Origin of the sequence: Roseobacter sp. HKCCD6576-2, from assembly GCF_013179285.1 — a bacterium.
GTDB lineage: Bacteria > Pseudomonadota > Alphaproteobacteria > Rhodobacterales > Rhodobacteraceae > Rhodophyticola > Rhodophyticola oceani.
This window is the reverse complement of the sequence record NZ_WVNW01000005.1, coordinates 178,697-205,602: the sequence shown is the minus strand read 5'-3', so window position 1 is coordinate 205,602 and position 26,906 is coordinate 178,697. Positions and strand designations below refer to the sequence as shown.

At 59.1% G+C, this 26,906-nt stretch carries 21 protein-coding genes; 8 read left to right on the top strand and 13 right to left on the bottom strand.

The window, feature by feature from the left end; translation table 11 throughout:
• Positions 1-917: 917 nt before the first annotated feature.
• Complete coding sequence (locus tag GTF44_RS17515; protein ID WP_171561542.1) at positions 918-1,535, bottom strand: response regulator transcription factor; 618 nt, start codon at positions 1,533-1,535, stop codon at positions 918-920.
• A 164-nt stretch (positions 1,536-1,699) separates the two neighbouring features.
• Here GTF44_RS17515 and GTF44_RS17510 point away from each other — a divergent pair, with 164 nt between their 5' ends.
• The 5 genes from GTF44_RS17510 (at position 1,700) to GTF44_RS17490 (ending at position 9,611) form a co-directional block, all read left to right on the top strand.
• Entirely contained in the window at positions 1,700-2,185 is a 486-nt protein-coding gene (locus GTF44_RS17510) for a molybdopterin-dependent oxidoreductase (protein ID WP_253261294.1), read from the top strand.
• A gap of 99 nt (positions 2,186-2,284) precedes the next feature.
• On the top strand, positions 2,285-4,789 hold the full coding sequence (locus GTF44_RS17505; protein WP_171561673.1) for an ATP-binding protein: 2,505 nt from the start codon (positions 2,285-2,287) through the stop codon (positions 4,787-4,789).
• 145 nt (positions 4,790-4,934) lie between these two features.
• Positions 4,935-6,146 (top strand): NAD-dependent epimerase/dehydratase family protein, encoded by a 1,212-nt coding sequence (locus GTF44_RS17500; protein WP_171561437.1) that lies wholly within the window; start codon positions 4,935-4,937, stop codon positions 6,144-6,146.
• A gap of 79 nt (positions 6,147-6,225) precedes the next feature.
• The gene (locus GTF44_RS17495) at positions 6,226-7,773 is read left to right on the top strand and encodes a hypothetical protein (protein WP_171561435.1); all 1,548 of its coding nucleotides are present in this window, start codon (positions 6,226-6,228) and stop codon (positions 7,771-7,773) included.
• Complete coding sequence (locus GTF44_RS17490; RefSeq protein WP_145215156.1) at positions 7,770-9,611, top strand: glycosyltransferase family 2 protein; 1,842 nt, start codon at positions 7,770-7,772, stop codon at positions 9,609-9,611. The genes GTF44_RS17495 and GTF44_RS17490 overlap by 4 nt, the downstream gene beginning before the upstream one ends.
• 11 nt (positions 9,612-9,622) lie before the next feature.
• On the opposite strand, the gene GTF44_RS17485 is transcribed toward GTF44_RS17490, so the two are convergent.
• The 6 genes from GTF44_RS17485 to GTF44_RS17460 all read right to left on the bottom strand — a co-directional run bounded on the left by GTF44_RS17485 (position 9,623) and on the right by GTF44_RS17460 (position 14,918).
• Positions 9,623-10,882 carry a TRAP transporter large permease gene (locus GTF44_RS17485; protein WP_171561433.1) on the bottom strand — a complete coding sequence of 420 codons (1,260 nt, stop codon included), beginning with the start codon at positions 10,880-10,882 and terminating at the stop codon, positions 9,623-9,625.
• Positions 10,879-11,424 carry a TRAP transporter small permease gene (locus GTF44_RS17480; RefSeq protein ID WP_171561431.1) on the bottom strand — a complete coding sequence of 182 codons (546 nt, stop codon included), beginning with the start codon at positions 11,422-11,424 and terminating at the stop codon, positions 10,879-10,881. The genes GTF44_RS17485 and GTF44_RS17480 overlap by 4 nt, the downstream gene beginning before the upstream one ends.
• Positions 11,425-11,503: 79 nt before the next feature.
• Positions 11,504-12,490 carry a TRAP transporter substrate-binding protein gene (locus GTF44_RS17475; RefSeq protein WP_145215165.1) on the bottom strand — a complete coding sequence of 329 codons (987 nt, stop codon included), beginning with the start codon at positions 12,488-12,490 and terminating at the stop codon, positions 11,504-11,506.
• A 53-nt stretch (positions 12,491-12,543) separates the two neighbouring features.
• The gene (locus GTF44_RS17470) at positions 12,544-13,086 is read right to left on the bottom strand and encodes a 3-hydroxyanthranilate 3,4-dioxygenase (protein WP_145215168.1); all 543 of its coding nucleotides are present in this window, start codon (positions 13,084-13,086) and stop codon (positions 12,544-12,546) included.
• Between the two features lie 109 nt (positions 13,087-13,195).
• On the bottom strand, positions 13,196-14,131 hold the full coding sequence (locus GTF44_RS17465; protein WP_171561430.1) for a LysR substrate-binding domain-containing protein: 936 nt from the start codon (positions 14,129-14,131) through the stop codon (positions 13,196-13,198).
• Position 14,132: 1 nt separating this feature from the next.
• Positions 14,133-14,918, bottom strand: coding sequence for an aspartate dehydrogenase (locus GTF44_RS17460; RefSeq protein ID WP_171561428.1), 786 nt, complete (start codon positions 14,916-14,918; stop codon positions 14,133-14,135).
• Between the two features lie 198 nt (positions 14,919-15,116).
• Here GTF44_RS17460 and GTF44_RS17455 point away from each other — a divergent pair, with 198 nt between their 5' ends.
• Both GTF44_RS17455 and GTF44_RS17450 read left to right on the top strand, forming a co-directional pair.
• Complete coding sequence (locus tag GTF44_RS17455) at positions 15,117-17,198, top strand: xanthine dehydrogenase family protein molybdopterin-binding subunit (protein ID WP_253261293.1); 2,082 nt, start codon at positions 15,117-15,119, stop codon at positions 17,196-17,198.
• Positions 17,198-18,151 (top strand): dihydrodipicolinate synthase family protein, encoded by a 954-nt coding sequence (locus GTF44_RS17450; RefSeq protein WP_171561425.1) that lies wholly within the window; start codon positions 17,198-17,200, stop codon positions 18,149-18,151. The genes GTF44_RS17455 and GTF44_RS17450 overlap by 1 nt, the downstream gene beginning before the upstream one ends.
• 7 nt (positions 18,152-18,158) lie before the next feature.
• On the opposite strand, the gene GTF44_RS17445 is transcribed toward GTF44_RS17450, so the two are convergent.
• The 4 genes from GTF44_RS17445 to GTF44_RS17430 all read right to left on the bottom strand — a co-directional run bounded on the left by GTF44_RS17445 (position 18,159) and on the right by GTF44_RS17430 (position 23,653).
• Complete coding sequence (locus tag GTF44_RS17445) at positions 18,159-19,481, bottom strand: aspartate aminotransferase family protein (RefSeq protein ID WP_171561423.1); 1,323 nt, start codon at positions 19,479-19,481, stop codon at positions 18,159-18,161.
• A 5-nt stretch (positions 19,482-19,486) separates the two neighbouring features.
• On the bottom strand, positions 19,487-19,918 hold the full coding sequence (locus tag GTF44_RS17440) for a universal stress protein (protein ID WP_171561421.1): 432 nt from the start codon (positions 19,916-19,918) through the stop codon (positions 19,487-19,489).
• A gap of 12 nt (positions 19,919-19,930) precedes the next feature.
• Positions 19,931-22,567 (bottom strand): TRAP transporter permease, encoded by a 2,637-nt coding sequence (locus GTF44_RS17435; RefSeq protein WP_171561420.1) that lies wholly within the window; start codon positions 22,565-22,567, stop codon positions 19,931-19,933.
• Positions 22,568-22,681: 114 nt separating this feature from the next.
• Positions 22,682-23,653, bottom strand: a complete 972-nt coding sequence (locus GTF44_RS17430) for a TAXI family TRAP transporter solute-binding subunit (RefSeq protein ID WP_145215192.1) — start codon at positions 23,651-23,653, stop codon at positions 22,682-22,684.
• A gap of 93 nt (positions 23,654-23,746) precedes the next feature.
• Here GTF44_RS17430 and GTF44_RS17425 point away from each other — a divergent pair, with 93 nt between their 5' ends.
• Complete coding sequence (locus GTF44_RS17425) at positions 23,747-24,649, top strand: MurR/RpiR family transcriptional regulator (RefSeq protein WP_171561418.1); 903 nt, start codon at positions 23,747-23,749, stop codon at positions 24,647-24,649.
• Positions 24,650-24,841: 192 nt separating this feature from the next.
• On the opposite strand, the gene GTF44_RS17420 is transcribed toward GTF44_RS17425, so the two are convergent.
• Positions 24,842-26,359, bottom strand: a complete 1,518-nt coding sequence (locus tag GTF44_RS17420; protein WP_171561416.1) for a tripartite tricarboxylate transporter permease — start codon at positions 26,357-26,359, stop codon at positions 24,842-24,844.
• 21 nt (positions 26,360-26,380) lie between these two features.
• The gene (locus GTF44_RS17415; RefSeq protein WP_171561414.1) at positions 26,381-26,890 is read right to left on the bottom strand and encodes a tripartite tricarboxylate transporter TctB family protein; all 510 of its coding nucleotides are present in this window, start codon (positions 26,888-26,890) and stop codon (positions 26,381-26,383) included.
• Between the last annotated feature and the right edge of the window lie 16 nt (positions 26,891-26,906).

The window sequence follows — 26,906 nt, the reverse complement described above, 5'->3', positions numbered from 1 at the left end:
TCAATGCGGCGAGCAGCCGAGAAATCTGCTGCTCACATTCTGGTCGGTTCGCGCGCAGACGCGCCATTTCACGCCAGAAGTCCTGCAGGTTGGGGGTCGTCGAAAGTGTCGAATAGTCGAGAGGTGAGCAACAGACGGACCCTCTCGCTATCGTTATCCCAAGCAGATTCGAGAGATTGGGCCTGAGCTTTACTCATCGATGAAGCGAGCACCAGTGCTGCGATGCCCATACAGGGCGCATAGTTGGCGACTAAGCCTCAATACTTTATACCTTGTCAGCCGTCTCCAGCGAACAATGATCTTAGGGCATTGGGTCTGGCGTAGCGAAGTCATAAGGTCTATCTGTTCATCTGTGAGACCTGCAAGAAAACCATGCGAGCACATCATTGCACTTTTCAGACATGATGATACTGGTCTCATAGAAGGTGATGCCAGCCGACCAACCGACCTTTGTTAACCTTTACAAACGGTAGTTGCCCCGGGTCACATGCGAAATAACCGTCCTTAACCGCTCGGTTGGCTGCTCCCGGGACCTTGCGATTGGCAACTGATACGACTTCTTGGCAAACTCATAAGTCTCATTTGGGCTCGGGGTATTGCCGTGCGTTGCGTTAACGGCGGCCTTAGGCGAACTGACATTCAGTGTAAGTGTTTTGGGTCGCAAAGATAATCCACTTCGCCAAGCAAAACATCGCCACAAAAAACCATGCTTTGTACGCTGCCAAATGTAAGAGCTATGTGTCGCTCCACACCGTGTTCGGCAGCACATGGGTTTCGATTTGCGTCGAGACTTTGGTCCTTTGACGGACCAATGCTTGCCTTCCATCGGCCCTTTTTGCGCGGTTAACTGTGACGGTCTGGCCAACAAAGCAGATATGATTTGAGGCCCGGGTACCTCCGGCGACTATCTCGTCAAGTCATTCAACACCATCTTCGCGTGCAAGCAGTGCCGCTTGCGTCCGGTTTTTGACTTTCATTTTGGTCAGGATGTTTTTGACGTGTAACTTTACAGTCACCTCCTGCAATCCGAGTTCCCGGGCGATTTCCTTGTTCGATTTGCCTTCGCAGAGCTGCAGTAAGGTTTCCATTTCGCGAGGGGTCAGGCCGCGATAGTCGGCCTTGTTGCTCGTTTCGGCTTGCTCTTTCGCAAACTCAAAGGGGAAATACTGCTCGCCTGACAGCACAAAGCGGATCGCGTTGACCATTGACTCGGCCGAAAGGGATTTCGGAAAGAACCCTCGGGCCCCGAGGCTCATCGCTTCTTTCGCGACCTCCGGCGTTGCGACACCAGACATCAGCGCGATTTTGCTGATCGGGTATTGCGTGACCGCCGCTTCGAGACCGCTCAGCCCATCCATTCCCGGCATATTATAATCCAAAATGGCCAAGTCGATGGGCAACTCCCCGCCCAGGCTTGTCAGCGCATCCCGCAAAGTTGCGACCGTTATCACTTTAAAATCGGGTGATTGTGAAAGATACGCAGCAATCGTTTCGCGCACCAAATCATGGTCATCAGCGATTAAAATATTTGGCATTGGCCACCTGTATTGCCGAACCACCTGATCTTTTATGGAAGGTTTTTAAGGCAATGAACAGCATTACCTATACGAAGGTATAGGTCCCTATCCGCAATACCTGCCACCGCGCAACATTTGGCGTGTATGACCAGCCCATCGATTTGGAACTGAAAGGATCTCTCATGCTTGGCCGAACGTCGATGTTTGGAGCCGCGATGGCTGTGGCGCTGTTGGCTCAGTCGTCTACCGCAATGGCGCAGGATGCTTGGGTGCTGACGGTGACGGGCACTAATGGTGCCGAAACCAGCTTTGCTCTGTCTGATCTCGATGCCATGGAGCAGGCCGAGTTTACGACCTCAACAATTTGGACGGACGAGGATGTGGCTTTCAGCGGTGTGCCGCTGCGCGCAATCCTGTCCGCGGCAGAGATCGAAGGCACCTCGCTTTCGATGATTGCGCTGAATGATTATGCGGTCGAAATGCCGCTTGATGAGATTGGCGAGGAGTTCCCGATTGTCGCAACGCGGATGGATGGCGAGACGATGTCGGTCCGTGACAAGGGGCCGTTTTGGGTTGTGTACCCTTATGATGCCGATCCTGAATTCCAAACCGAAACGATCTATGCCCGCTCGATTTGGCAACTCAACCGGTTATCAGCCGTAGATTGATTGGTCTTTGCCAGCTAGTCTGAGGCTGACAGGCAAGGAGTGAAGCAGAGCATTATGTCCCCGAGGCGGCTTCTCATTCTGACTGCAATTGGCGGTCTTATGGTGCTTCTTGCGGTCATGGGGATAAATGTGCTGCGCGAGGTTCGCGCGCTGTCGACGGCGGATAATGATAATATCCAATGGACAATCCTTCAGGTCGATACAGAAATTGCCAATTTGCGCGCGACCCTTGCCGAAGAGGCGATCCGCACACCGCCAAACACAGATCGGGTCCGCCTCCGGACCGATATCGCGCTCAGCCGGATTGGTTTGGTTCGAACCGGTCGCGGCGCCGAATTGTTTGCCGGAAATGAGGAGGCTCAAGAGCTCCTCGCGGCACTCGACAGTTACGCCACAGATGTGGCCGCCGTGATCGACTCTGGCGCGCCGCTTGATGCGGAGGCGATTGCCGGCATGCGGGAGCGGACCAACGCGCTCCGCCCGGATGTCCGACGATTGGCGGTGCTGGGCCTGGCCTTGGGCGCGGAGGCGTCTGAACAGCGCCGGGCCGAGTTTGCGCGGCAGTTTGCGTGGACGGGAGAGATCGCGCTGGCCCTGGTTGCGATATTAACCGTGATGCTCATCATCTTTGATCGTCTCTTGGCCCGCGCGCGGCAGAGAGATGCGGATTTGGAGGCCACGACAGATCGGCTTGCCTCAACCGTTGCGGCCTCGTTGGACGGCATCGTGATTGCCAACGAAGCCGGCGAGATCGTCGATTTCAACGAAGCCGCCGAGGGAATCTTTGGATGGCAACGCGACGAGATGATTGGCCACAAACTCGAAGACAGGATCATTCCAAATCAATTTCGCGAGGCCCATCGAAATGGCATGTCGCGCTATCTCAAGTCACGGGACCCGCACGTTCTCAACGCAGGCCGGATTGAATTGTCGGCGCTTCGCAAAACCGGTGAGGAGTTTCCGGTCGAGCTCAGCATCACCTCCGCTCAACAAGGCGATGGAGAACTGTTCATCGCGTATCTGCGCGATATCAGTGAGCAGAAGATCAATGAACAGACCTTGATTGACGCGCGAGACAGGGCCGAGCGGACTGACCGCGCCAAGTCGCAATTCCTCGCAGTCATGAGCCATGAGATGCGCACGCCATTGAACGGCATCCTTGGTGTTTTGGACTTATTGCGTACGACAAAGCCAACGGATCGCCAGGAACGGTTTTTGCAGGTTGCCACCGCCTCTGGTGAGATTTTGCTGGAGCATATCAACGAGGCGCTCGACATCACGCGGATCGATAGCGGGGCGATGACGCTGACCCCGCAGGAATTCGAGCTTGAAGAAACGATTGGGCATGTGGTCGAAGTGCTCCGCCCTTTGGCCCAGGAAAAGACGCTCAATCTCGATCTGGAACTCGAACCAAACATGGCGATGGCGTATCTGGGAGATGGGGGGCGGATCGGGCAGATTGTGACCAATCTGATCGGAAACGGCATCAAGTTCACCGATCACGGCAGTGTAACGGTTCGCGTCTCCGGCATTCATGGGGCAGAGCAAACCGTTGCGAAGATCAGTGTTACAGATACGGGCCCCGGTATCGACGCTGAGCATCTGGAAGATATCTTCGAAGACTTTGTGGCCCTGTCCCATTCTCAAGGGCGACAGTCGCGCGGCGACGGTTTGGGCCTATCGATTTCACGAAAGATCGCCCGGTTGATGGGAGGCGATCTCAAAGTCGAGAGTGTGGTGGGCGAGGGGAGCTGCTTCACGCTGACCGTGCCGCTTGAGCGCATTGCGGCGACCGACGAGAGTGACGATCCATCTCTAGGCGCCGATGCTGATGCCGATGCTGCGCAACAGTCGCGGTCCATTCTGGTGATCGAGGATAACGCGATCAATCGCTCGGTGCTCAGGGAGATGCTCATTAATCTCGGCCATGAGGTGACCGAGGCCGTTAATGGCCTTGAAGGACTCAAATTGGCGGAGGCCACGGCGTTTGATCTGATCGTGATGGATATCAGCATGCCCGTGATGGACGGGATCGAGACGACGCGACGCATTCGCGCCGGAATCGGGCCAAACAAAGAGACGCATATCGTTGGTCTGACCGCGCATGGTCGCGAAGAATACCGCGCCAGGGCCGAAGCGGCGGGTATGAATGAGTTTTGCACCAAACCGATCCGCCTCTCCGTGCTTGGCGCGGTGCTGTTGGGGGTGGCTCAAACATCGCGCGAGATGTCGCCCGCGACGGGATTGATCGCAGAGGATGTCTTTGGCGAGTTGTTGGGCGCGCTTGGTCCAGAGAAGACCCGCGAAACCGTCGACAGATACTTTGCTGAGTTACGCGAGACGTTATCGAATTTGAAAGTGCAGTCGCCGACAGCCGATCAAGTCAAGATCTCGCAAATGCTGCACAAGCTCCGCGGTGCGACTGTGATGTTGGGTCTGGATGCGCTGGTCAAAGGGATTGACCGGGCCGAGACGGCCAATACCTCAGACGACGCCGCAGGTTACGACTCGGCTCTACTGAACTTGGATTCGATGCATGATGATGTAGAGGCACATCTGGCCACCGTTCTGAATCACGAAGAAACCTCCCACACATCTGGCTAGGCGCCCTATCCTTCGGGATAGGCTGGGTCTCCAATTCCCCGGAATCTATCCTTCCGTGACCCGGACGGGGGCGCTTGCACCCCATAAAACTAGGCTCATCAGCAACATAGCGCATCCGCGCAACGGATGATGAGGAACTAGAAACATGGAAAAGACAAAGAACATCATTGTAATCGGCGGCGACGGGTTTTGCGGCTGGCCGACAGCCCTGCACCTGTCCGAGCTTGGACATAACATCACAATCGTCGACAACCTGTCTCGGCGCGAAATCGACGAGAAAATGGGTGCCGATAGCCTGACCCCCATCGCATCGATGGAAGATCGCCTGGAGGCCTGGACCGAATGCACCGGGAAAACCATCGATTTCGAAAACATCGATGTCGCCCGCGACTTTGATCGTCTGACCGAGCTTCTGGCGTCGGTTCGGCCCGACACTGTGATCCACTTCGGAGAGCAGCGCGCCGCCCCTTATTCGATGAAAGGCATCGCGGAGAAGCGCTACACCGTCGACAACAATATCTCGGCGACCCACAACCTTCTGGCCGCTGTAACCGAACTGGGCATCGACCCGCATATCGTGCATCTCGGCACAATGGGCGTCTATGGTTATGACGGTGACGGTCTGGAAATCCCCGAAGGATACCTGCGCGTCTTTATCCCCGGTGAGAACAAGCAGATCTTCCAGCGTGATATCCTCTACCCGACCAACCCGGGCAGCGTCTATCACATGACCAAATCAATGGATCAGCTTCTGTTCCAATTCTATGCCAAGAATGACCTTTTGCGGATCACTGACCTGCATCAAGGCATCGTCTGGGGCACACAGACCGAAGAGACCAAGCGCGACGAGCGCCTGATCAACCGCTTCGACTATGACGGCGATTACGGCACCGTGCTGAACCGCTTCCTGATGCAGGCCGTGGTCGGTCATCCGCTGACAGTGCATGGCACCGGCGGTCAGACCCGCGCCTTTATCCACATCAAGGACACGGTGAAATGCATCGCGCTTGCCGTTGAAAACCCACCGCAGAAAACCGGCAAGGTCGCCATTCTGAACCAGATGACCGAGACCCACACTGTTCGGCACCTGGCGCAACTGATCGCACGCAATACTGGCGCTGAGGTCGCGATGGTCGATAACCCGCGCAATGAAGCGGCCGAGAACGACCTGCGGGTCTCCAACGAGACCTTCCTGGATCTCGGGCTGGAACCCACGACGCTCGCCTTCGGCCTGATGGAAGAAACGCAAGAGATCGCGGCCAAATACGCGGACCGCTGCATCATGGACATGATCCCCTGCGTCTCGACTTGGACCGACAACCAGCAACCTGGTGTCGTGCCCCCGAAAGCCGCCTAAACCTAACGGTTTTCGCCGGGTCCGCGTGGAGGTGGACCCGGCGAACCCTCGTTTAGGCGCGGTTCATGAGGATTGGCAAATGAGACTGATTGGCATCGGGCTTCTGGCATCCCTTCTCGCAGGTCTAGCCCTCCTGCTCTCGAATTCCGAAGCTGTGAGGCTTGGCCTCCGGCAGGCGAACGATCTGGTGTTTGGTCCGCAGATGCGGTTCGAAACCCCGGTCGCGCCCCAATCTACGCGCGGCGATGACACGGCTGTCGTGTACCGCACCGCGCCGACCGATCCACTTCTTCTTACAGGACTACCTGCCTATCAGGGCGCGACGTTTTATATGCCAATCGACGCGCGCCCGACTTCTGGATACCTCCAAATCGATGCTACATTTCAAGCGCTTACCGGAGTCGAGGGGGTGTTGCGCATCTCTATCGGCAATACCCGGCGGGCCGAGATGTTGCTGCGTCCAGGAGAGGCAGGACGCTCCATGCGCATTGATCTCACGTCAGATGAGATTGCGCAGGAGCGGCTGGTTGTCTCGTTCAGCTTGCGGGGAGAGGGACCACACCGCCCCTGCGGCATCGATACTGGCTTCGAAGCCATTGTCGAGATCGAGACAACCAGCGCTATTTTTCTGACCTTGGACCAGCCGCTTGAGACGGCGCGCGATCGGGCGGTTGTCGCCGGTCGCCAGGTTCAGGTCGTCTGGCCGTCTGAACGGGCAGGTGACACCCGGCAGACCGGCTTGATCGCCGCCGCTGGGCTGCGTCAATCCGGTGTCGCGGTGACATTTCGCGATGACGACGCGGCCGCGTTTACCGGCGAGGATCTTTTGGAGCTACAGCGGGCGACACGTGCCCGTCCGCGCCAAGACCGCAATGAGTTTGCCTGGACGCGTGCGGTCGAGCCGGACAGTGCGCTGTTCCAGTTGCGGCGGTTTCAGCGGATGCAGGAATGGCGTCTCACCTATGATATGTGGGATGCTGAGGATCAGACGCTGCCGGGCGTTTTGGCATTGGCCATGCGGCTCGGGCCACAGCCCTCGGGCGGGCAATGGCAGATCACCGTGGCATTGAATGGTCGCCTGGTTGCGCATGAGCTTCTTCCAGCAAGCGCAGATGCCTATCAGGCTGATATCGCGCTTCCCGCTGACATGCAGGAGCGGCAGAACGTCATAGAAATCATTGCCAGCTCCACCTATGACGCACCGGGTGAATGCAACGATGGCCCTGATCTTGTTGCCGAAATCACCGGCGAGACCCGCCTTCTGCCGGGGACATCCTCCTACACCGATGGCATTCTGGAGCTGCAGCAGATGCTGCAGGCCCGCGCGTCGGTCAGCTTGGATGTTCTGCCGGGCGTGAACTCTGCCGAGGCGACACTGGCGGCGTCGACACTGGCCGCCGTTCTGCCAGCTACACTTGACGTCACCGCAACCTCGTCCGACGCGGACATCACCGTTTTGCCGCGCGGGACGCCATTGGCGCCTTGGACCACGGGCGCGGACTCGGGGTCCTGGCTGGTGTTCTATTCCGAAGAGACCGGCCTAACCGCGATGCCCATCGTGGACTACCCATTTGAAGACGTGGCCCATGTCGCCTTTGTCATCACCCGGTCGGGAGATGCAGCATGAGCACCGAAAGCGCCGACGACAAACGCGATCAGATCAACTTCATCTCGGTCGATAGCGCCCCCAAACGGTTTGCTGGCTTCGTTTCGGTCTGGCGGGCTCCAGCAATGCTGTTGGCCTTCACATGCCTGGCGGTCGCGCTCCTGCTGTTCGTGAACTCGCCCGTGGGCAGCACGATTTTCCCGAACCGGGATCTGGTGTTTTCCCCGCATGAGGGGCGTCACGCCATCGCGATCCGAATCTTCTTGGTGTCTTTCTTCATCTCGTTTGCAGGGTTCAGTTCGGGGTCTGCGCGCGGGCGGGTGTTGTTCGCCCTCGATATGACAATGAGCTATCTGCTAATCTGCGCGATTATGGATTTGGCCAATGTGGTGCTCCACAAGTGGGCCGGGTTCGCGTTTTCCCTGCATTTCAGTGCGATTGTCTCCGGCCTGCTCGGCTTTGCAGTGTATTCCTTCAAGCTTCTGGAACGCGGCCATATGCCGGAACGCATTCGGGTCGAACATCGCCCCATTAGCCAGCGCCGCGCCGTTTGGCGTTTGGTTGTGACCATTGTGGTCGCGGCGGCGGTGTCGATCTATGTCGGCGGGCTGGATCTTTGGATTGTCGGTTGGATGCGGCAATGGACGCTTCTGGGCGGGATCGGCCCTGGTGTGTTCCTCTTTCTGCCAGTGCTCTTTGGGCAGCTTTACGCGATCGCGATTTGGGACGTGCTGACCGCCAAAACACCGGTGTTCCGCCCGCCGGTTTCGATCATCGTTCCGGCACATAACGAGCAATACATTATCAAGGATACGATCGAAGCTATGGACAAAGCCGCGGCGCATTACGGCGGTGAGGTTCATATCTTGATCATGAACAACAACTCCACCGACGAGACCGAAGAGATCGCAACCGCGACGCTGGCCGCTTGCACCGCGGCCAAGGGGCGGGTGATCAATGTGCCGAAACCTGGGAAGTCCAACGCTCTGAATGCCGGGCTTGATGCGACGGAGACGGAGTTTCTGGTCCGCGTGGATGCCGATACGCTTCTGGGTGAGGACAACCTAAGCCGCGCGATGCCCTATTTCACCAACCCGCAGGTGGGGGTTGTGGGGGGTGTGCCTGTGCCACCCGGCGGCGCGCTGTTCGATCGGGCGCGGCTCTTGGAAGTTCTGGTCAAACACGGATTCTATTCCGTCGCTATGGGCGCGGTGAACTGCGTGGTCGGTATTCCCGGCATGTTTGTGGTCTATCGGACGGAGCACCCACGCTATCTGGGCGGGTTCGTCGAGGGAATGAATGGCGAGGACACTGATATTTCGCTTCGGATCGGTGAGCTTGGCTATCACTCAGTCGTTGACCCGAAGATCCGTTATATCTCGGAGGTTCCGGCCTCCTATATGCATATGCGCGAGCAGCGGATGCGCTGGTTCCGTTCGGTCTATCATATCAGTTCGCGCTGCCGCGACCTGATCTATTCGCGTCACAAAACCCTGCGGGGAAAGGTGATCTTGCCTTACATGCTGATCAATTCGGGGCGTCGCGCGATGCTCGTTCCGTTGATCATCTATGGCGCGCTGGAATGCTTGTTGAGCTTCAACCCCGACAGCCCGATCATGTGGCAATCGGTTGTGGCCGTGACCACGGGGGCGCCCTCGATTGTGGCGGTGGTCTCCTCACTTCTGAATGGCGTTCCGCGTGGGATTATCGCTTTGCCGGAATACCTGATCTTCCGAGTGATGCGGTCCTATTTCACGCTTGAATCGATGCTCAGCATTCTGATCGATGTGAAAGCTGAGACCATGGAGCATGCGACGCTCAAAGACATCGTCGGCACTAAACCCATACGCGTGGCATGACCGGTTTGGGGTTAGATCAGCGCGGTAGACAATTCCGGAAAACGGCTCAGCAGGATCAGAACGATCAGCGTTGCCAAGAGGAAGGGCCAAAGGGCTTTGAAAATTGCCACTGGCTTCACACCGCTCATCGCGGAGGCAATATAAAGACCGATCCCGACCGGTGGCGTGAGCAAGCCTAAAATCAGGTTGATCGAGATCACCACGCCGAATTGATAGGGGCTGATATCGTAAGAGTTCATCGCGATGGGCAGCAGGATCGGCGTGATCAAGATCACCGCCGCGATACCGTCGATCAACATGCCGACGAAAAGCAGCGCCACATTCACGATCAGAAGAAACAGGAACGGGTTTGACGTGACCGTCGTGATCAGCGCTGCGAGTTGCTGCGGCAACGCCTCATAGACCACCACCCAACCAAAGACGTTGGCGGTGGCGATCATGAAGATCACAAGGGCGGAGTTGCGCGCGGTGCGGATGAAGACTTTGCCCAAGTCACGGAACCGCACCTCGCGATAGACGAACCGACCAAGGGCCAATGCGATGACCGAGGCGATTGCGGCCGATTCCGTTGGCGTAGCAAAGCCAAAGAGGATGCCGCCGATAATGGCGCCGGGGATAATCACAGCGGGCAGGGCTTGGCCAAGCGCGCTAAACGCCTCCGGACGGGTCAGCCACCGGCCAGACGGAAAGGGCGAGAACCAGCCGATCGTGGCGATGACCAAGGCGAAACTGCTGAACATCAAAATCCCAGGCAGAATACCAGCGAGGAACATGTCGCCCACCGGGATTTGCGCCAACACCGCAAAGATCACGAAAAGCATCGAGGGTGGGATCACGGGCGCGAGCAAACCACCCGCCGCCGTTGTGGCTGCTGCGAAACCTTTGTCGTAGCCCTCCCGTTCCATCGCCGGGACCATGGCCCGGGACATGATCGCGATCTGGCTGGCAGCAGAGCCGATGATTGCCGCCATGAACATATTGGCGACGAGGTTGATCCAGGCGAGGCCACCGCGGAATCCACCGACGAAAACGCGTGCCGCATTGATCAAGCGGCTGGTGATGCCGCCTTCATTCATCAACTCGCCGGTCAACATGAAAAGCGGGATGGCAAGCAGCCCGTAATTCTCAAGGCCCGAGAACATCTGCTGCGCGAAACTGTCGAACAGAACCGTATTGCCGCTTTCCAAAACATAGGCCACAGCGGCGAGGCCGAGGACGATGGCAATCGGGACCGCGCCGAAAAGCAGGATCGCAAAGACAAGCGCGGTCATGTGGCCTCCACCCGGTCTTCGGGCAGGGCGCCACCGCCCAAAAGGTTGTTCACGCTATGAAGCAACATGCCGAAAGAGAAGAGCCACATCACCATCCATACAAGGTATTTGGGATAGCCGATGGTTGTTGTGGGTTCGGAATAGATGAAGTTGAAGGTTGCCCCCTGGAACTGCAGGATGTCGAACCCTGCTTGGACCATCTGCAGCGGCAAATACCAGCGCCAGCAGAACCAAACCATCAATATGGCAAAGACCAAGACAACTGCATCTTTTACCTTGAGGATCACTTCGGCCACCGGGCGCGGGGCCAGATCCGTCACCAGAGTGACGGCAACCGATTGCCCATGATGCACGGCGGCGGAGGCCGCAAGAAACGTCATCCAGGCCATCGTATAAATCGCCGCCTCATCGACCCAATAGATCGCGTTGCCGATCGCGCGGGTGACGACATTGAGGAGGATCAGCCCGGTGATCGCGGCGGCCAAAATCGCGGCGACCGTGATCTCAACTTTGGCCCAGAAGGCAGAGATCTTTTGCAACATGGCGAAAGGGGTCCTGCTCAATCGAAACCCACCAGCGGGAGCGCCAGTGGGTTTGATATATGTTTGATCTGTTGAGAGCCTATTCCGCCGCCAACTCTGCCGCAACGTCGCGCATATCGCCCAGAACCGAAGAGCGTTCAGACCAAATTGCGTCCCAGGCTGCCGGCACATCGCCGAAGAACTCCGGGCCAACCTCGACATAGGTTTTACCCGTGCCCTCGATCTCGTCCAGCCATTGCGGGTCCATCTCGACATAGGTGTCGATCACCTGCGAGAGCTGTTCTTGCATCAACTCCTGGATCATCGCCTGATCGTCAGCCGAAAGCCCGGCCCAGACCCGGCCAGACACCAAGCCGACCATCGGGAACATCATATGGTTCGACACCACAATCGTGTCGGCATGTTCATAGTAACGCAAAGCCCAGATCAGTTCGGCATCCATGTCGATTGCATCGACCTGACCGTTGGCCAAGGCGTCATAGACGTCGGGCAGTGGCATTGGCGTCGGCGCCGCACCGACCTCGTTGTAGAAGTCGAGGATCGGGGTAAACGGCGTGATCCGCAGCTTCAGACCTTCCAGATCGGCCGAGGAGCTCACGTCGCCGCGGGTCACGATCTGCCGTAGGCCTGCCATGCCATAGCCGATGCCGACAACCCCGGCTTGCGCGGGAAGCTGGTCAAGCATTGAGGCCGCGAGGTCAGAGCGCAGGATTTCACCCGCATGGGCAATATCTTCGGCCAGGAAGGGCGCGTAGAAGGCGCCGAAATCGGGCACCCGGTTCGAGACTTCGGCGACGGTCAGAAACGCCATATCAAGCGCGCCCGACTGCAACTGCTGCAACATCTCGGCTTCATTGCCCAACTGACGCGCCGGGAAGACCTGCAGCGTGTGTTCGCCATCCGAAGCCTCGGCCAGCGCTTCGCCAAAGCGTTCCGCAGCTTGGGTCCAAACATGCGGTGGTGGGGTGATCAGGCCAAGGCGGAACTCCTCGGCTGTTGCATATGTCCCCATCAGAACCAGGGCGGTCGCAGCCCCCCCGATCAGCGTCCCGAAAGTCTTCGGCATCTGTGTACTCCCATTGTTGATAAGCGTGGCGCTTTGATGCGCCATCATTGGTTCTAAAGCGTGACCCATCCCTCGGGCGGTTCCTTGCCAGGGTGGATTTCGCCACAGCTTACGCAGGTCCGTAATTTATTTGAAGCATAAAATTTCTCGTAGACTGGCGGCAAGTCATCGACGATGGATTGAAGCTGCATTTCGGCCCGGTGGACCAAATTTTGGCAATTAAAACAATACCATTCGATGGCATCCAATTCTCCGGTTTGACGTTTCGGCTCGATCACGAGGCCGATGGAGCCTTCTTGCGGGCGCTGCGGCGAATGCCGGATATGCGGCGGCAAGAGGAAGATATCGCCCTCGCGAATCGGCACATCATAGAACTCGGTGCCGTCATAAAGCTTCAGCAGCATGTCGCCTTGAAGCTGATAGAAAAACTCCTCGACCGGGTCATCGTGATAGTCGGTCCGCTTGTTCGGACCGCCGACAATCGTGACCATCAAATCGGCATCTTCCCAGATCTGTTGATTGCCCACCGGCGGCTTCAACAGGTGCCGGTGTTCGTCAATCCAGTTTTGAAAGTTGAAGGCGCTCAACCGTCCCATGATATCTCCTCGCGCAAGCGGTGTTTGGGTCAGACTGCGCTTGCTCTGATATCCGCTCAATCCCTAGTTCTGAAACCAGCTATCGGGAAAATCTATACCTGTTAAGGTGTCAGATGGCGTTTGCCACCTGACGAAGCGCCGTTAAGAACCCGTCGGCGGCGGGCGAGAGATTGTCCTTCTCTCGAACGGTTACACCCACCGGCCCGGTCCCAAACGGGACCTTCCAAGAGAGTGCAGCCAAAAGGCCGAGCGCGACATCCTGCTCCGCCACATGGGCCGGCATGAAGCCGATCAACTCGTTGTTCTGAATAAGCGTCCGGTTGGTCAGGTAGGAGATGCTTTCGACCATCATCGGCGGCACATAGAGGTCTTGCCCGACGAAGAACTGATCGATTTGACGTCGCAGCGTGGTTTGGGCGGGTGGGAGAATCCACCCGAATGCTTCGAGATCCGAGAATGTCAGGTCGGCCCTCCGCGCCAGAGGATGGCCCGGGCCAACCACCGCCAGGATATGTTCTTCAAACAGCACGATCTGCTCAAGCTCTTGCCGATGACGTTGCGAGGGTAGACGCCCGACCACCATGTCTATCTCGCCATTGCGGAGGGCAGGCATCAGCATTTCATTGGTGCCCTCCACAACCCGCAAGGCCACGCCTGGGCGGGTCGTCAACATCGTCTCGATCGCCTTTGGCAAGAGATGTGAGGACGCGGCCAGAAGCGTGCCCACCACAATCCGCCCACTATTGCCCTCCGATAAGTCGTCGAGTTCTTCGGCGGCGTTTGCGATCTGCGCAAAGATCAACTTGCAGTGACGGATCAGCACCTCGCCCGCTGGCGTTGCGATCACGCCGCGATTGGTGCGGGTAAAAAGCTGCACGGCGAAATCCAACTCCAGGTCTTGGATCATTTTGGTCGCGGCGGGCTGCGAGACGTTCATCTCCCGCGCGGCGTTCTGGATATTGCCGTGACGCCCCACCGCAATCAGCAGGCGGAGTTGCCTGAGTTTCAGCCGGTTGGCGATGCGTTCCGCGATCCGTTGGGCCATCTCAGAACCCGATGCCGGCTTGGCTCTGCCGGACGGCGGCGACGGCGCTCATCGCGGCCAGCGCCGAGCTTTTCGGATTGTCTGGCAGGCTCCGCCCCGAGATTTCAAACCGAAACGTGCCAAATGCGCCCTCGGCTTCCAGAACGTGGATGTTTGCGGTGATGCCGGGGTCTGCGATCAGTTCGACCTTCGTGTCGTCAAATCCGATCCCGGCAAGCGCCACTGCCGCCGCGACATTGGCGTTTTTCGGATAGGTCAGCGCCGCATCGCGGGCCGTGCCGTCAAAATGGGTGGCGGGCGCAAGGCCCATTTCTGTGAGGTTCAAGATGTCCTCCGCCGGCGATCCAAGCCAACCCTTTGGCGGTTTGCGTCCTGTATAGCGTACCGCGCCGATCTCTCCGACCGATGCCGCACGGAGCGCATCGAGCGCGCCAATTGCGCCGCTCGCCAGATGCAACCGGCGTCCCCCTGCTTTGGCGGCGATTTGCAACTCGGTTGCCAGCGCCTCATCGGCTAAGGCGCCAAGAGACAGTGTGATCACAGAGAGTCCAGCCCTGAGCGCATCAGGGCCATGGGCGGCAAGCCCGCTATGCCCCGCGCAGTCGATCAGCAGTGTCACTTCAGAAGGCAACTCGGCGACCGACCCAACATATGCCGCGTCCGGCACGGTTTGCGCCCGGGTGCTGCCGGGGCGGGTGATGAAGGCGGCAGGTCCATCGCCGCTGCGTCCCAATTGGGCGGCCACATATCCTGCGATACTGCCATTCCCGATCACGGCGATTGTCATAGCATGGCTCCTCCTCCTTAGGCTCTTGTTGGCACAAGTATTCCTTTGCAGCAAATTCTTTAGCTATTCTTTCAGTGAATACCCAATTTCGGACTTACGATTTTACCCCGCGGGAGAAGCGGTGTTGGTATCACCGCGAATAGCGCGGAATGCCGAAAACCGATGTCGAAGACTTCAAATCGCTGGATTGGCGCCCGCATGACGCGGCGGGAAGACCCCGATCTGCTGCGTGGGCGAGCCCGGTTTACCGATGATATCCGGCTCGACGCCCCGCTTCACCTGACCTTCCTGCGCAGTCCGATGGCCTCTGGAACCTTGGTGGAGGTCGAGATTGAAGAGGCGCTGGCCTCCCCCGGCGTGCACGCGATCCATCTCGCGCAAGATATCGGGCGGACCTCCCCGCTGTCGGTCAACCGAGTCCTACCGTTGCCGGACCCACCGGCCTATCCGCTCTTGGCGCAATCCCGGGTCGAGGCCGTGGGTCAACCGATTGCGGCCGTTCTGGCCATCGGCTTGGCAGAGGCGCAGGACGCAGCCGACTTGATCTTTGCCGAGATTGAGGACGAAGACACTCCGCCACCGCGCCCACTGGCTCAGAAAAACTGGAAAACCGGGACTCTCGACCAGATCTTTGCCAAGGCCGCGCTTGTGGTGGAAGCGGAAATCCAACATCCGCGCCTCGCCCCATCGCCGATGGAACCGCGTGCGATTGCGGTCGCGTATGATCGTGCAACGGAGCGGGCGACGATCTGGCATTCGACCCAAACACCCCATCGTACGCGCTCGGAACTCGCGCAGATATTGGGGGTCGATGCCGATCGGTTGCATGTGATCGCGCCCAGTGTCGGCGGGGCGTTTGGTATGAAGGCCTCGCTCTATCCGGAGGAGGTTTTTGCCGTTTGGGCTGCGTTTCATCACCGCCATGCAGTGAAATGGACGGCGAGTCGCAGTGATGATTTCTTGTCTGCGACTCACGGGCGCGGCTTGACGACAAAGGGGCGTCTGGCGCTGTCAGAAGAAGGGAAGTTCCTGGCCCTGAGTGCCGAGACTGACGCGCCGCTTGGCCATTGGCTCCCCAATAGTGGGTTGATCCCGGCTTGGAATGCGGCCCGCATTCTGCCAGCCGGGTATGACATTCCAGAGCTTGATTTGGCGACAACGGCCCGCGCCGAAAATCGCCCGGCAATGGGAATCTATCGCGGGGCAGGGCGGCCGGAAGCCAATTGCCTGATCGAACGTTTGATCGACAAAGCGGCCCGCGTCAGTGGCATAGATCCGGTTGAGTTGCGGCGGCGCAATCTTCTTGGTCCCATGGATTTGCCGCACAAAACGCTCTGTGGCGACATACTCGATTCCGGTGATTACCCGGGCGCGCTGAACCGGTTGACCGAGCGCGCGGGCTACGCTGCCTTGTTGGAGGAGAGAGACCGACGGCGCGCGACGGGCGAGTTGGTTGGCGTTGGTGTTGCTTTTTACCTCGAACCCTCTGGCAGCGGGTGGGAAACCGCGCGTGTAACGCTTGAACCGGACGGGCACGTCGACGTGTTAAGCGGCAGTTCCTCTCAAGGGCACGGTCGAGAGACGGCCTTTGCGCAAATCGCTGCGGATGCGCTTGACCGAGATCCTGCCAAAGTCACCGTCACCTGTGGTAATACCGATCTTTGCCCCGCAGGGATCGGCGCCCTGGCGAGCCGCAGCACAGCCATCGGCGGCAGCGCCGTGCTCGCCGCCTGCCAGGAGATTGCCCGTCGGCAGGAACAAGGCGAACCCGCGCCGCATAGCGCCGAAATGCGCTATGAAAATGATGGTCAGGCCTGGGGATATGGCGCGTACCTCGTGATGGCGGCGATTGATCGCGAGACCGGGGTGATGACGCTGGAACAGGTGCATGCCATTGACGATGCGGGCACCATCCTGAACCCGCTTCTGGTGGAGGGCCAAGTCATGGGCGGCTTTGCGCAAGGTTTCGGTGAAGCGATGATGGAGGCCCTGCATTTCGATGCGGATGGGCAACTCTTGACCGGGTCCTTCATGGATTATGCCATGCCGCGCGCGACAGATGTGCCACCACTGAAGATCGACAAGACCGAAACACCGAGCCCGATGAATATCCTTGGCGCCAAAGGCGTGGGGGAGGCTGGCACAATCGGCGCGCCCGCTGCCATTCTCAACGCCGCCCATGATGCGCTTGCGCCGCTTGGTGTAACCGATCTGCAAATGCCCCTGATACCCAGCAAAATCTGGCAGGCGATCTGCGCCGCCGAAGAAGGAAATACCTGATGCACTACTCGAAGCTTGATGCGAAAGACTATGCCCGAGAGCACATGCGCGGCATCTGGGCCGCCGCGCTCAACCCGTTTCATGTCGATGGCTCCTTCAATGAAGAGGGGCTCCGCGCCAATATCCGCCATTGGATTGACGACTTGGGCATCGCGGGCTTGTTCATTGCCGGGAAGCAGGGTGAGTTCTTCTCCATGTCGCTTGAAGAACGCAAACGTAACTTCGAGATTGCGGTTGAAGAATGTGATGGCAAGGCGGGCACAATCATGTCTGCCTCGGATCAGAACTTCGATACGGTTGTCGAATTGGCCAAACAGGCGCAGGCCTGCGGCGCGGATTATGTGGTCGTCCACGCACCGGTCCTGCATTTCGTGACCGATCCCGATGATACGGTTTTCAATTACTACAAAACCCTGTGCGATCAGGTGGATATCGGCATCGCCATGTGGTCGCATCCCGATAGTGGCTATCTGATGAGCCCCGAACTTTGTGCCCGGGTGGCGGAATTGCCTAATATCGTGGCGATCAAATACTCGGTCCCGCGAGAGATGTATGTGCGGTTGACCCATATGGTGGGCGACAAGATTCACGTCTCCACGGCGTCAGAGGCCGAATGGCTCGACAATATCGAAGAGCTTGGGTGGCGGCTCTATCTCTGCTCCTCGCCGCCCTATCAGTTGCAGACGAAATCCGACCAACGGATGAACGACTATACCCGGTTGGCTTTTGAGGGCCGTTTTGCTGAGGCCCGCCAGGTGCGGGACAGCTTGGAACCGGTGCGCGAGGCGATCAAAGCCAGCAAGCCAGGCGGCAAACCCCAGGCCCATGGGAAGTATTGGCAGGAACTGCTTGGGCAGGTCGGTGGTCCGGTCCGCGCGCCGCTTCTGCAATTGACCGAGGAGGAGAAAGCCGCCACCCGCGCGGCGTTCGAGGGCTGTGGCCTCAAGCTGTGATCGGCCTCTATGTCGTTAAGGCTGTATCCAAGGCGCGTGAGAGCTTGCCGACCAGCTCATCGATCTGCGCGTCTTCGATGATGAAGGGCGGTGCCAGCAGGATGTGATCTCCGCTGCGGCCATCGACAGTACCACCAGCAGGGTAGCAAATCAGCCCTTCGGCCATCGCGGCGCTCTTTACCCGCGCGTGTAACTTGCGGGCCGGGTCAAAGGGTGTCTTCGTGGCCCGATCCTCGACCAATTCGATCCCGCGAAACAGCCCACGCCCACGGATGTCACCGACATGTGCGTGCTGGGCGAAAGCGTCGTGCAAAGCGGCGGCGAGAGTGTCGCCCTGAGCCTTCACGCGCGGCATCAAATCCCGCTCAATCATCGCGTTTACAACTGCATGACCCGCTGCGGCGGCGAGGGGGTGGCCATGATAGGTATGCCCGTGCTGGAAACTGCCCGATCCATCCGCGATGGCTTTGTAAATCGCGCCGGAACACAGCATCGCCCCAATCGGCGCATAGCCCGCGCCAAGCCCCTTGGCGATTGTCACGATGTCAGGGGAGATGCCTTCCTGCTCGCTGGCAAAGAGGCTCCCCGTCCGCCCCATGCCACACATCACCTCATCCAAGATCAGCAAGATGCCATACCGGTCGCAGATCTCGCGAATACGACTAAAATACCCGTCCACCGCAGGCACGGCACCTGCTGTTGCGCCGACAACCGGTTCGGCGATGAAGGCCATCACGGTCTCGGGGCCAAGCCGCTCGATCTCGGTTTCCAATTCATTTGCCGCCCGCTGACCATAGTCATGAAGGCTCTCGCCTTCGGCTCGGTGACGATATTCAAAGCACGGTGCGATATGGCTGGTTTCAACCAAAAGCGGCGCGTATTTCTCGCGCCGCCAGGCATTGCCGCCCGCCGCCAACGCGCCAAGCGTGTTGCCGTGATAGCTCTGCCGCCGAGCGATGACACGGTGGCGCTCTGGCTCCCCGATCTCCAGGAAATACTGCCGGGCGAGCTTGATGGCGGCCTCAACCGCCTCGGAGCCGCCGGAGAGGAGATAGACTTTCTCAATCCCATCGGGCGCCTGCGCGATCAGAAGGTCGGCCAATTTCTCGGCAGGATCGGAGGTGAAAAACCCGGTATGGGCAAACGCCACTTGATCCAACTGCGCATGGACAGCCGCCCGGACATCCGCGTCGGAATGGCCCAGGCATGAGACAGCCGCGCCACCGGAGCCGTCAAGATAGGCTTTGCCGGTGCTATCGTAGAGATAACAACCGTCGCCGCGCACCGCCTTCGGCAAAGGTGCCGAACCGCGACCAAAGATATGGCTCACAGGCCTTACTCCCCCCGGACGACAAAGACCGATTGTTTGGCGTGGCGCACCACCCGGGCCGCGTTCGGGCCAAGCAGATAATCGCTCAGACCCGGCGTGTGCGACCCCATCACAATGGCATCGACATTCAATCGATCCGCAGCCTCAATGATCAGGTCATAAACCCGGCCATGCAGCACATGAGGATGCACCTCAATGTCATCGGGGATGTGCGCGGAGACCCAGGCCGTGAGCTTTTCGCCAACCTCGTGCAGCGCCTTGTCTTCAAAGCCGGGCTCAAAATAGCTGCCGACGATCGACATGCCGAAATCGGGCACCACGGTTGTGACATGCAGGATGCAGCCATTGCCCTCGCAGAGTTTCAAGGCGGCGGGCAGGGCCTTTGCCCAACTGTTTTGTGCTGAAAGGTCGATGGGTAGGAGGATCGTTCTAAACATCTCTCGCACTCCTCAGAAGGCCGGTTTGGTTTGACGCCGCCGTTGCAGCAGGACCACCAGACCTAGAAGCAAAAGCGCCGGGAGATAGAAGACTTGCTCGGGCATCCGGTCCTGCGGCATCCGCACAGCGGCCAGTTGCACGGGTGTATCGGCGTAGAAGTCGAAATCAGCCAAGGTCTCGGCGGTGGCGGTCCCGAACATTGGCTCGTCCAAACGGACGACCTCGCCGTCGGGGATCAGGAGCAGCCCGGAATTCGCGATCCGCTCCGCAGCGCTTGCCCCCTCGGCGTTCAACACCAACGTGGTTTCGGTCATCTCGCCGGTGTTGAAATCAGGCCCTTGGATGAGCAAGCGCAGTTGTGCCCCCTCGGCCGCTTCGCCCACGGCCGTTTCAAATTGGGCTGGCGGCACCTCGCGGAACGGGTCTTGCACGATATCGAGCCAGATATTTGGCACGAAAAGCGTAAAGGCCACCAGCAACAGCGCCGCGCTTTCGTAGATGCGTGAGCGGGCCAGGAAATAGCCCTGGGTCGCCGCCGCAAACAGCAGCATGGCGAAGGTCGCGACGATGAAGACCGTGACCGCCTGGAATATCCCCTCCCATGTGCCAAGATCGACCCCATACAGGATCAGTGTCGGGTTGAAGATGAACAGGAACGGCAAGGCCACCGTGCGCAAACTATAGAAGAACGCCGTGAACCCAGTCTTGATCGGGTCGCCGCCTGAGACAGCAGCGGCAGCGAAACTGGCTAACCCCACAGGGGGCGTCACATCCGCCATAATCCCAAAATAGAACACAAAGAGGTGCGCCGCGATCAGCGGAACGATCAGCCCTTCTTGTGCGCCAAGTGACACCACGACCGAGGCCATGAGCGATGAAACCACGATGTAGTTCGCAGTTGTCGGTAGTCCCATCCCGAGGATGAGAGAGAAGACGCCGATCAAGATCAGCATCACGAACAGGATGCCGCCCGAAAGCTGCTCGACGAGACCCGCGAGTTCAGTCCCAATCGGGGTCCGCGTCACAGTGGCCACGATGATCCCGGCGGCGGCCGTGGCGACCCCGATACCGATCATATTGCGTGCGCCCGCGATCAACCCGTCTCGTAGATCAACAAAACCTTCCTTGAACTCATGGGCCATTTCCGCGCCCTTGCCACGAAAGAACGCTTTCAGAGGGCGCTGCGTGACGATGATCAGGATCATCAATGCGGTTGCGAAAAACGCCGACCGCGCCGGGCTCTGCCGTTCCACCATGAGGAACCAGACCAAAACCACGATTGGCAGCACATAATGCAGGCCAGTGGCATAGATCTCTTTGACAGTCGGAAGTTTGATTTCGGTTGCGTTGGGGTCGTCGATCTCCAGATCCGGCTTGCGCGCGGCAATGGCCACCAGCCAGACATAGATCGCCGCCAAAAGTGCCATCATGATCGGCCCGGTCAGGTCAGGGACCACGTCGCGCAGGGCGCCGACACCATAGATCAGTGCGGTGAACCCGGCACCTGCAACCGCAAAGCCAATGAAGAATTTCACAATCATCCCGACGAAGCTTTTCGCCTCGCCAAGCGCGGGCATGTCTTTCTTCAGCGCTTCGAGGTGCACGATGTAGACCAGCGCGATGTAAGAGATCACCGCCGGGATGAAGGCGTGTTTGATCACCTCGACGTAGGAAATCCCGATGAACTCCACCATCAGGAAGGCCGCGGCCCCCATGACGGGGGGCATGATCTGGCCGTTGACGGAGGAGGCGACCTCGACCGAACCGGCCTGCTCATTGGTGAAGCCCACTCGCTTCATCAATGGGATCGTGAAGGTCCCGGTTGTGACCACATTGGCGATGGAGGAGCCGGAGATCAGGCCGGTCATGGCGGAGCCAACGACGGCCGCCTTTGCCGGACCGCCACGCAAATGGCCCAGACCGGCGAAGGCCAGTTTGATGAAGTAGTTCCCGGCGCCCGCCTTATCGAGCAGCGAGCCGAAAAGCACGAAGAGGAACACAAACGCTGTCGAGACGCCAAGCGGGATGCCGAAGACGCCGCCTGTGTCTAGCCATTGCGCGTTGATCAGCGCGGTGAAGGAGAGGCCCTCATGTTCGATCAGTTCTGGGATCAACCAGCCCTGGCCCATATAGGCGTAAAGCAGGAAGATAGAGCCGACGATTGTCAGCGCGGGTCCAAGCGCCCTGCGGCTGGCCTCGAGCAGCAACAGCAATCCGACAGCGCCGATGACCACTTGGGTCTGCGTCGGCAAGCCGGACCGCGCGGTCAGAGCCAGTTCTTCCGAAAACCAGAAAATGTAGAAGGCGCAGGCGCCACCAATCGCCATCAAAATCCAGTCGAAGATCGGGACGTGATGGCGGGGCGATGATTTGAAGGCGGGATAAGCCAGAAACGCCAGAACGATGGCAAAGGTCAGGTGGATGGGCCGGGTCTGCGATGAGTTCATCACCGGCAGATATTCCGCAAACCAGAGCTGCGGTTGGGCGATCCAAAGCTGGAACAGCGACCATGCCAGCGCCAACCCGGCAATCAGCAGGGCGATATTTCGGTTGGATGGGTCGCGCGCGCCGCTATCGGTGCTGGCGACCAGATCCTGTAGTTCTTCATCGGTAAATTGGCGCCCCTCGCGCCCGTCCTGATCCGTCATCGGGCCACTCCCTATTGGTGCTGCCATCTTTGGGCCGCGTATTGGACCCGGGGCGCGTGCAGTAAGGCGCGCGCGCCCCGGATCAGTGTCATAGGCCTATCGGCCTGGGTCCGATCACTCGATCAGGCCAGCTTCGCGGAAATACCGCTCGGCACCTGGGTGCAGCGGCGCGGAAAGACCGTCATTGGCCATTTCCGCCGGGTCGAGATTGGCGAAAGCCGGGTGAAGGCTGCGGAATTGGTCGATGTTTTCGAACACCGCGCTGACCACTTCATAGACCACATCTTCGGAGACATCGGCCGAGGTGACGAAGGTTGCGCCGACCCCGAAGGTCATCGTGTCATTATCATTGCCGCGATACATGCCGCCCGGAATGGTCGCCGTGCGATAGAACGAGTTGTCAGCCACAAGCTGCGCGACCGCGTCGTTGTCGACCGTCACCAGAACCGAGTCACAGGCCGTGGTCGCCTCCTGGATCGAGCCGGACGGGTGGCCAACGGTGTAGATCATCGCATCGATGTTGTTGTCGCACAGCGCTTGGCTTTGCTCCGCCGCCTGCAATTCGGAGGCAACAGCGAAATCATCCATCGTCCAGCCCATGGCGGCCATCAGCACTTCCATTGTGCCGCGCTGACCCGAACCGGGGTTGCCAACATTGACGCGCATGCCTTGCAGATCTTCGAAAGTTTCGATGCCAGCATCTGCGCGAGCCACAACGGTGAAGGGCTCCGGGTGGACTGAGAAGACGGCCCGCAGACCTTCAAATGCGCCCGTTTCCTCAAACCGCGAGGTGCCGTTGAACGCATGGAACTGCCAATCGGACTGCGCCACACCAAACTCCAACTCGCCGCCACGGATGGCGTTGATGTTGAAGACGGACCCACCGGTCGACTCCACGCCGCAGCGGATGCCATGCTCGGCCCGGTTGCGGTTCACCAGACGGCAAATCGCGCCGCCAGTCGGGTAATACACCCCGGTGACGCCGCCGGTGCCGATGGCGACGAAGGTCTGATCCTGAGCCGTGGCTGCGCTTGCACCCAAGGCGGTTGTGGCCGCGACCAGCGCGCCAACCAAATGTTTGTTCATGAACTCTCTCCCTGTTGAGCTATCTGAAACACGGATGAGAGACGATGAAACAAATCGTTGAAAATAGTCAAGCACTTGGGTCATTTGTTTCATATGACGCCGCGCCTGACGCCGAAATATGAAACGCTCGATGATCTCAGCCAGGCGCTGGCGGAGTTGGTGCATGCGGCCTCCCCGGCGATTTCCGGGTTTGCCGCTTGGGCGCTGGAGCATCCGCAGGAAATGGCCTTTCACTCTGTCAGAGCCCTTGCAAACCGGGCCGGCGTGAATGTGAACACGGTCTATCGCCTGTCCCTGGCTCTTGGGTTTTCCGGCTTTGAACCCTGTCGCGAAGCCTTCCAGTCGGCGCTTAGACAGCAGCGCGGCTTGTATGGCTCTCGGGCGGCTAAACTCCGATCCGGCGCGGGGGCAGGGGTGGTTGAAAAGGTCCGCGCCTCCGCGCAGCACAATCTCGACACGCTGTTCTCGGCGCAGAATGTCGCGCGAATCGGCCAAGCCGCCGAGATGTTGGCAGGCGCGCGGCGCATCTATTGCGTCGGTGTCCGGAGTTGTTTTTCCTTGGCGCACTACATGTCGTATTCGGGGCGGATGGCCTTTCCGAATTTCGCACGCCCTTTGGCCGAGCCGGGCAGCATCGCCGATGTTCTGACCGAAACTGGCCCGGAGGATGTGATCGTCCTCATCACCTTTTCGCTCTACTCGGCCGAGGTTGTCCGCGCCCATGCTTCGGCCTTGTCGCGCTCGGCACGGATCATCGCGATCACGGATAGCTACACCTCTCCCATCGCGAGAGAGGCGGACATCGTGTTCTGCCTGCCAATGGACGGCCCGCAGCCTTTGCCGTCGCAAGGCGCGGGATTTGCCTTGGTCGAAGCGATCATTGCCCAGATGATCACCCAGAACGGATCTGCCGCAGGTCGCATCGCCGAGTTCGAGGATCGGTTGCTGGATTTTGGCAGCTATGTCCCGCCACCGTCGCGGAGCGATGAGGGATAAGGTATTCCAGCCCGTTCAGGGGCCCAGTGACCTTTGACTTGGCGCGTCGAATTGATTGCCTCTGGACGCGGGACTAGTCATGCGTTCTCAATCAGCATAGGGCTGGCCGCACGGCAAGCGCCCGTCTGTCTCGACGGTGAAGCTTGTCCAAGGGCACATTGGTTTCGCAAGCCGCGCGAGTTCTGAGCGAGCTCATGCGCTTTGGCCCCTGCTCAGCTTTGCGGCTTGTGCAATTTGGTGCCGTTTCCACTGACCATAAAACCCGTAGATCAGCGATGCCAAGCTGCCGATCAGCAGAACGGCGGTGATCGGGCGGGAGGCGAAGTCCCAGTAGTCGTAGTCGCTGATCACCAGGCCTTGGCGGAGGCTGCGCTCAGCGATGGGGCCAAGCACCAATCCGATCACAAAGGACGCGATAGGGTATTTGAGCTTCCGCAGCAGGAAACCAAAGGCCCCCATTGCGAGCATCACACCAACGTCGACGATGTTGGAGTTCAGCGCATAGACCCCGGTCATGCAGAGCACAACAATCGCGGGGCCGACCAACGCGTAGGGTGCTTTAAGCACCAGCGCGAAATAGCGCGCGGCGCGGATGCCGAAAATCAGCATCAGGATGTTGGCGACAAACATGCCGATGAACACTGTGTAGACGAGCTGCGTATTGGTCTCCATCAGCAACGGGCCGGGGATGATGCCATGGATCGTTAGCCCCCCAAGCATCACGGCGGTTGTGGCGCTGCCCGGGATTCCAAGGGCCAGAAGCGGGATCATGGAACCGCCAACAGCAGAGTTGTTGGCCGATTCCGGCGCGGCAATGCCTTCGGCCACTCCGGTGCCGAAATCCTGTGGCCGTTTGGACCACCGCACGGCTTCCGAATAGCTGATGAAGGCCGCCGTTGTCGCGCCGACGCCTGGCAGCGCGCCAATAAAGGCCCCAATCGACGAGGAGCGCAGGAGTGTGAACCGTGTCGCTAGGAACTCCTTCATGCTTGGCAGCTTGGTGGAGACGTCGGTGATGACATCAGCCGTAGATGTCCGTTCGCCGGCCCGTTGCAGAACTTCGGCCAACGCGAAGGTGCCGATAATGGCGGGTACGAAGCTGATGCCGGTCAGCAAAGAGAGATTGCCAAACGTATAGCGCTCGGTCCCGGTGATCGGATCAAGACCGACCGTTGCAATGCCAAGACCCAGAAGCCCCGCCACAAGCCCTTTCAAGACCGATCCACCGCCGATGGCCGAGATCGCTGTGATGCCAAGAACGGCCAGCGCGAAATACTCGGGCGGCCCGAAATTCAGCGCAAACTGCGCCATAGGTGGCGCCAGGAGCATCAACACGATGGTTCCGAAAATGCCGCCAATGGCCGAAGAGGCGAGCGCGATGCCAAGGGCCTTGCCCGCCTGCCCTTTCTTGGCCATCGGATAGCCGTCAAGCGCTGTACAGGCGGCTTCGGGACTGCCGGGTGTGTTGAACAGAATGGCTGAGATCGACCCACCGAATGTGGACCCCACATAGACCCCTGACAGCAAAAGCAGACCGGCGGTGGGATCGAAGACGAAGGTGAACGGGATCAGAAGGGCCACACCCACGATCCCGGTGAGACCAGGAACCGACCCAAAGGCGATGCCCCAGATCACCGAGAAGATGATCAGCAGAAAGGAGGATGGGTTGCCGAACAGATACGCAAGCGCTGAACCATATGCTTCCAACATGATGAGGGGTCCTTCCAGGGCTCAGTAGAACAGCACGTTCAGATCATAGAAAACTCCGGTTCCCCGGGGCAGCGGCAACTCAAGCGCCTGCGTGAAGAACAGGACCAGGACCACCGTGAAACAGGCCGCGAAGATCACCCGCGCCAAGTTGTTTTTGTAAGGAATGACAAAGCTCGCAAGGATGAGAAACGCGAAGGTGGCAAGGATGAAGCCCACGTGCTGAAACGCCACGAAATAGGTCAGGATCAATACGCCCATCGCGCCGACGCGCACCGTCGCAACCCGGAACTGAGGCGGGATCGTGAAGGCCCCGGCCATCTGCGCGCGGTCCTTGCGCAGGTTGAGCACGGTGCGGACTGCGATGATCCCGGTGATCAGCGCCATGGTTGCAAAGATGATCTTGGGCCAGAAATCAGCATCGGCTTGGGCAAAGCGGCGCGATTCAGGGAAGCCGTCCGCGACAAACCACAGGAAGATCGAAAGACCGAACAGAAGGCTGGCAAAGGCCAGATCAAGCAAACGATGGGCCATGGTTCCATTCCTCGGG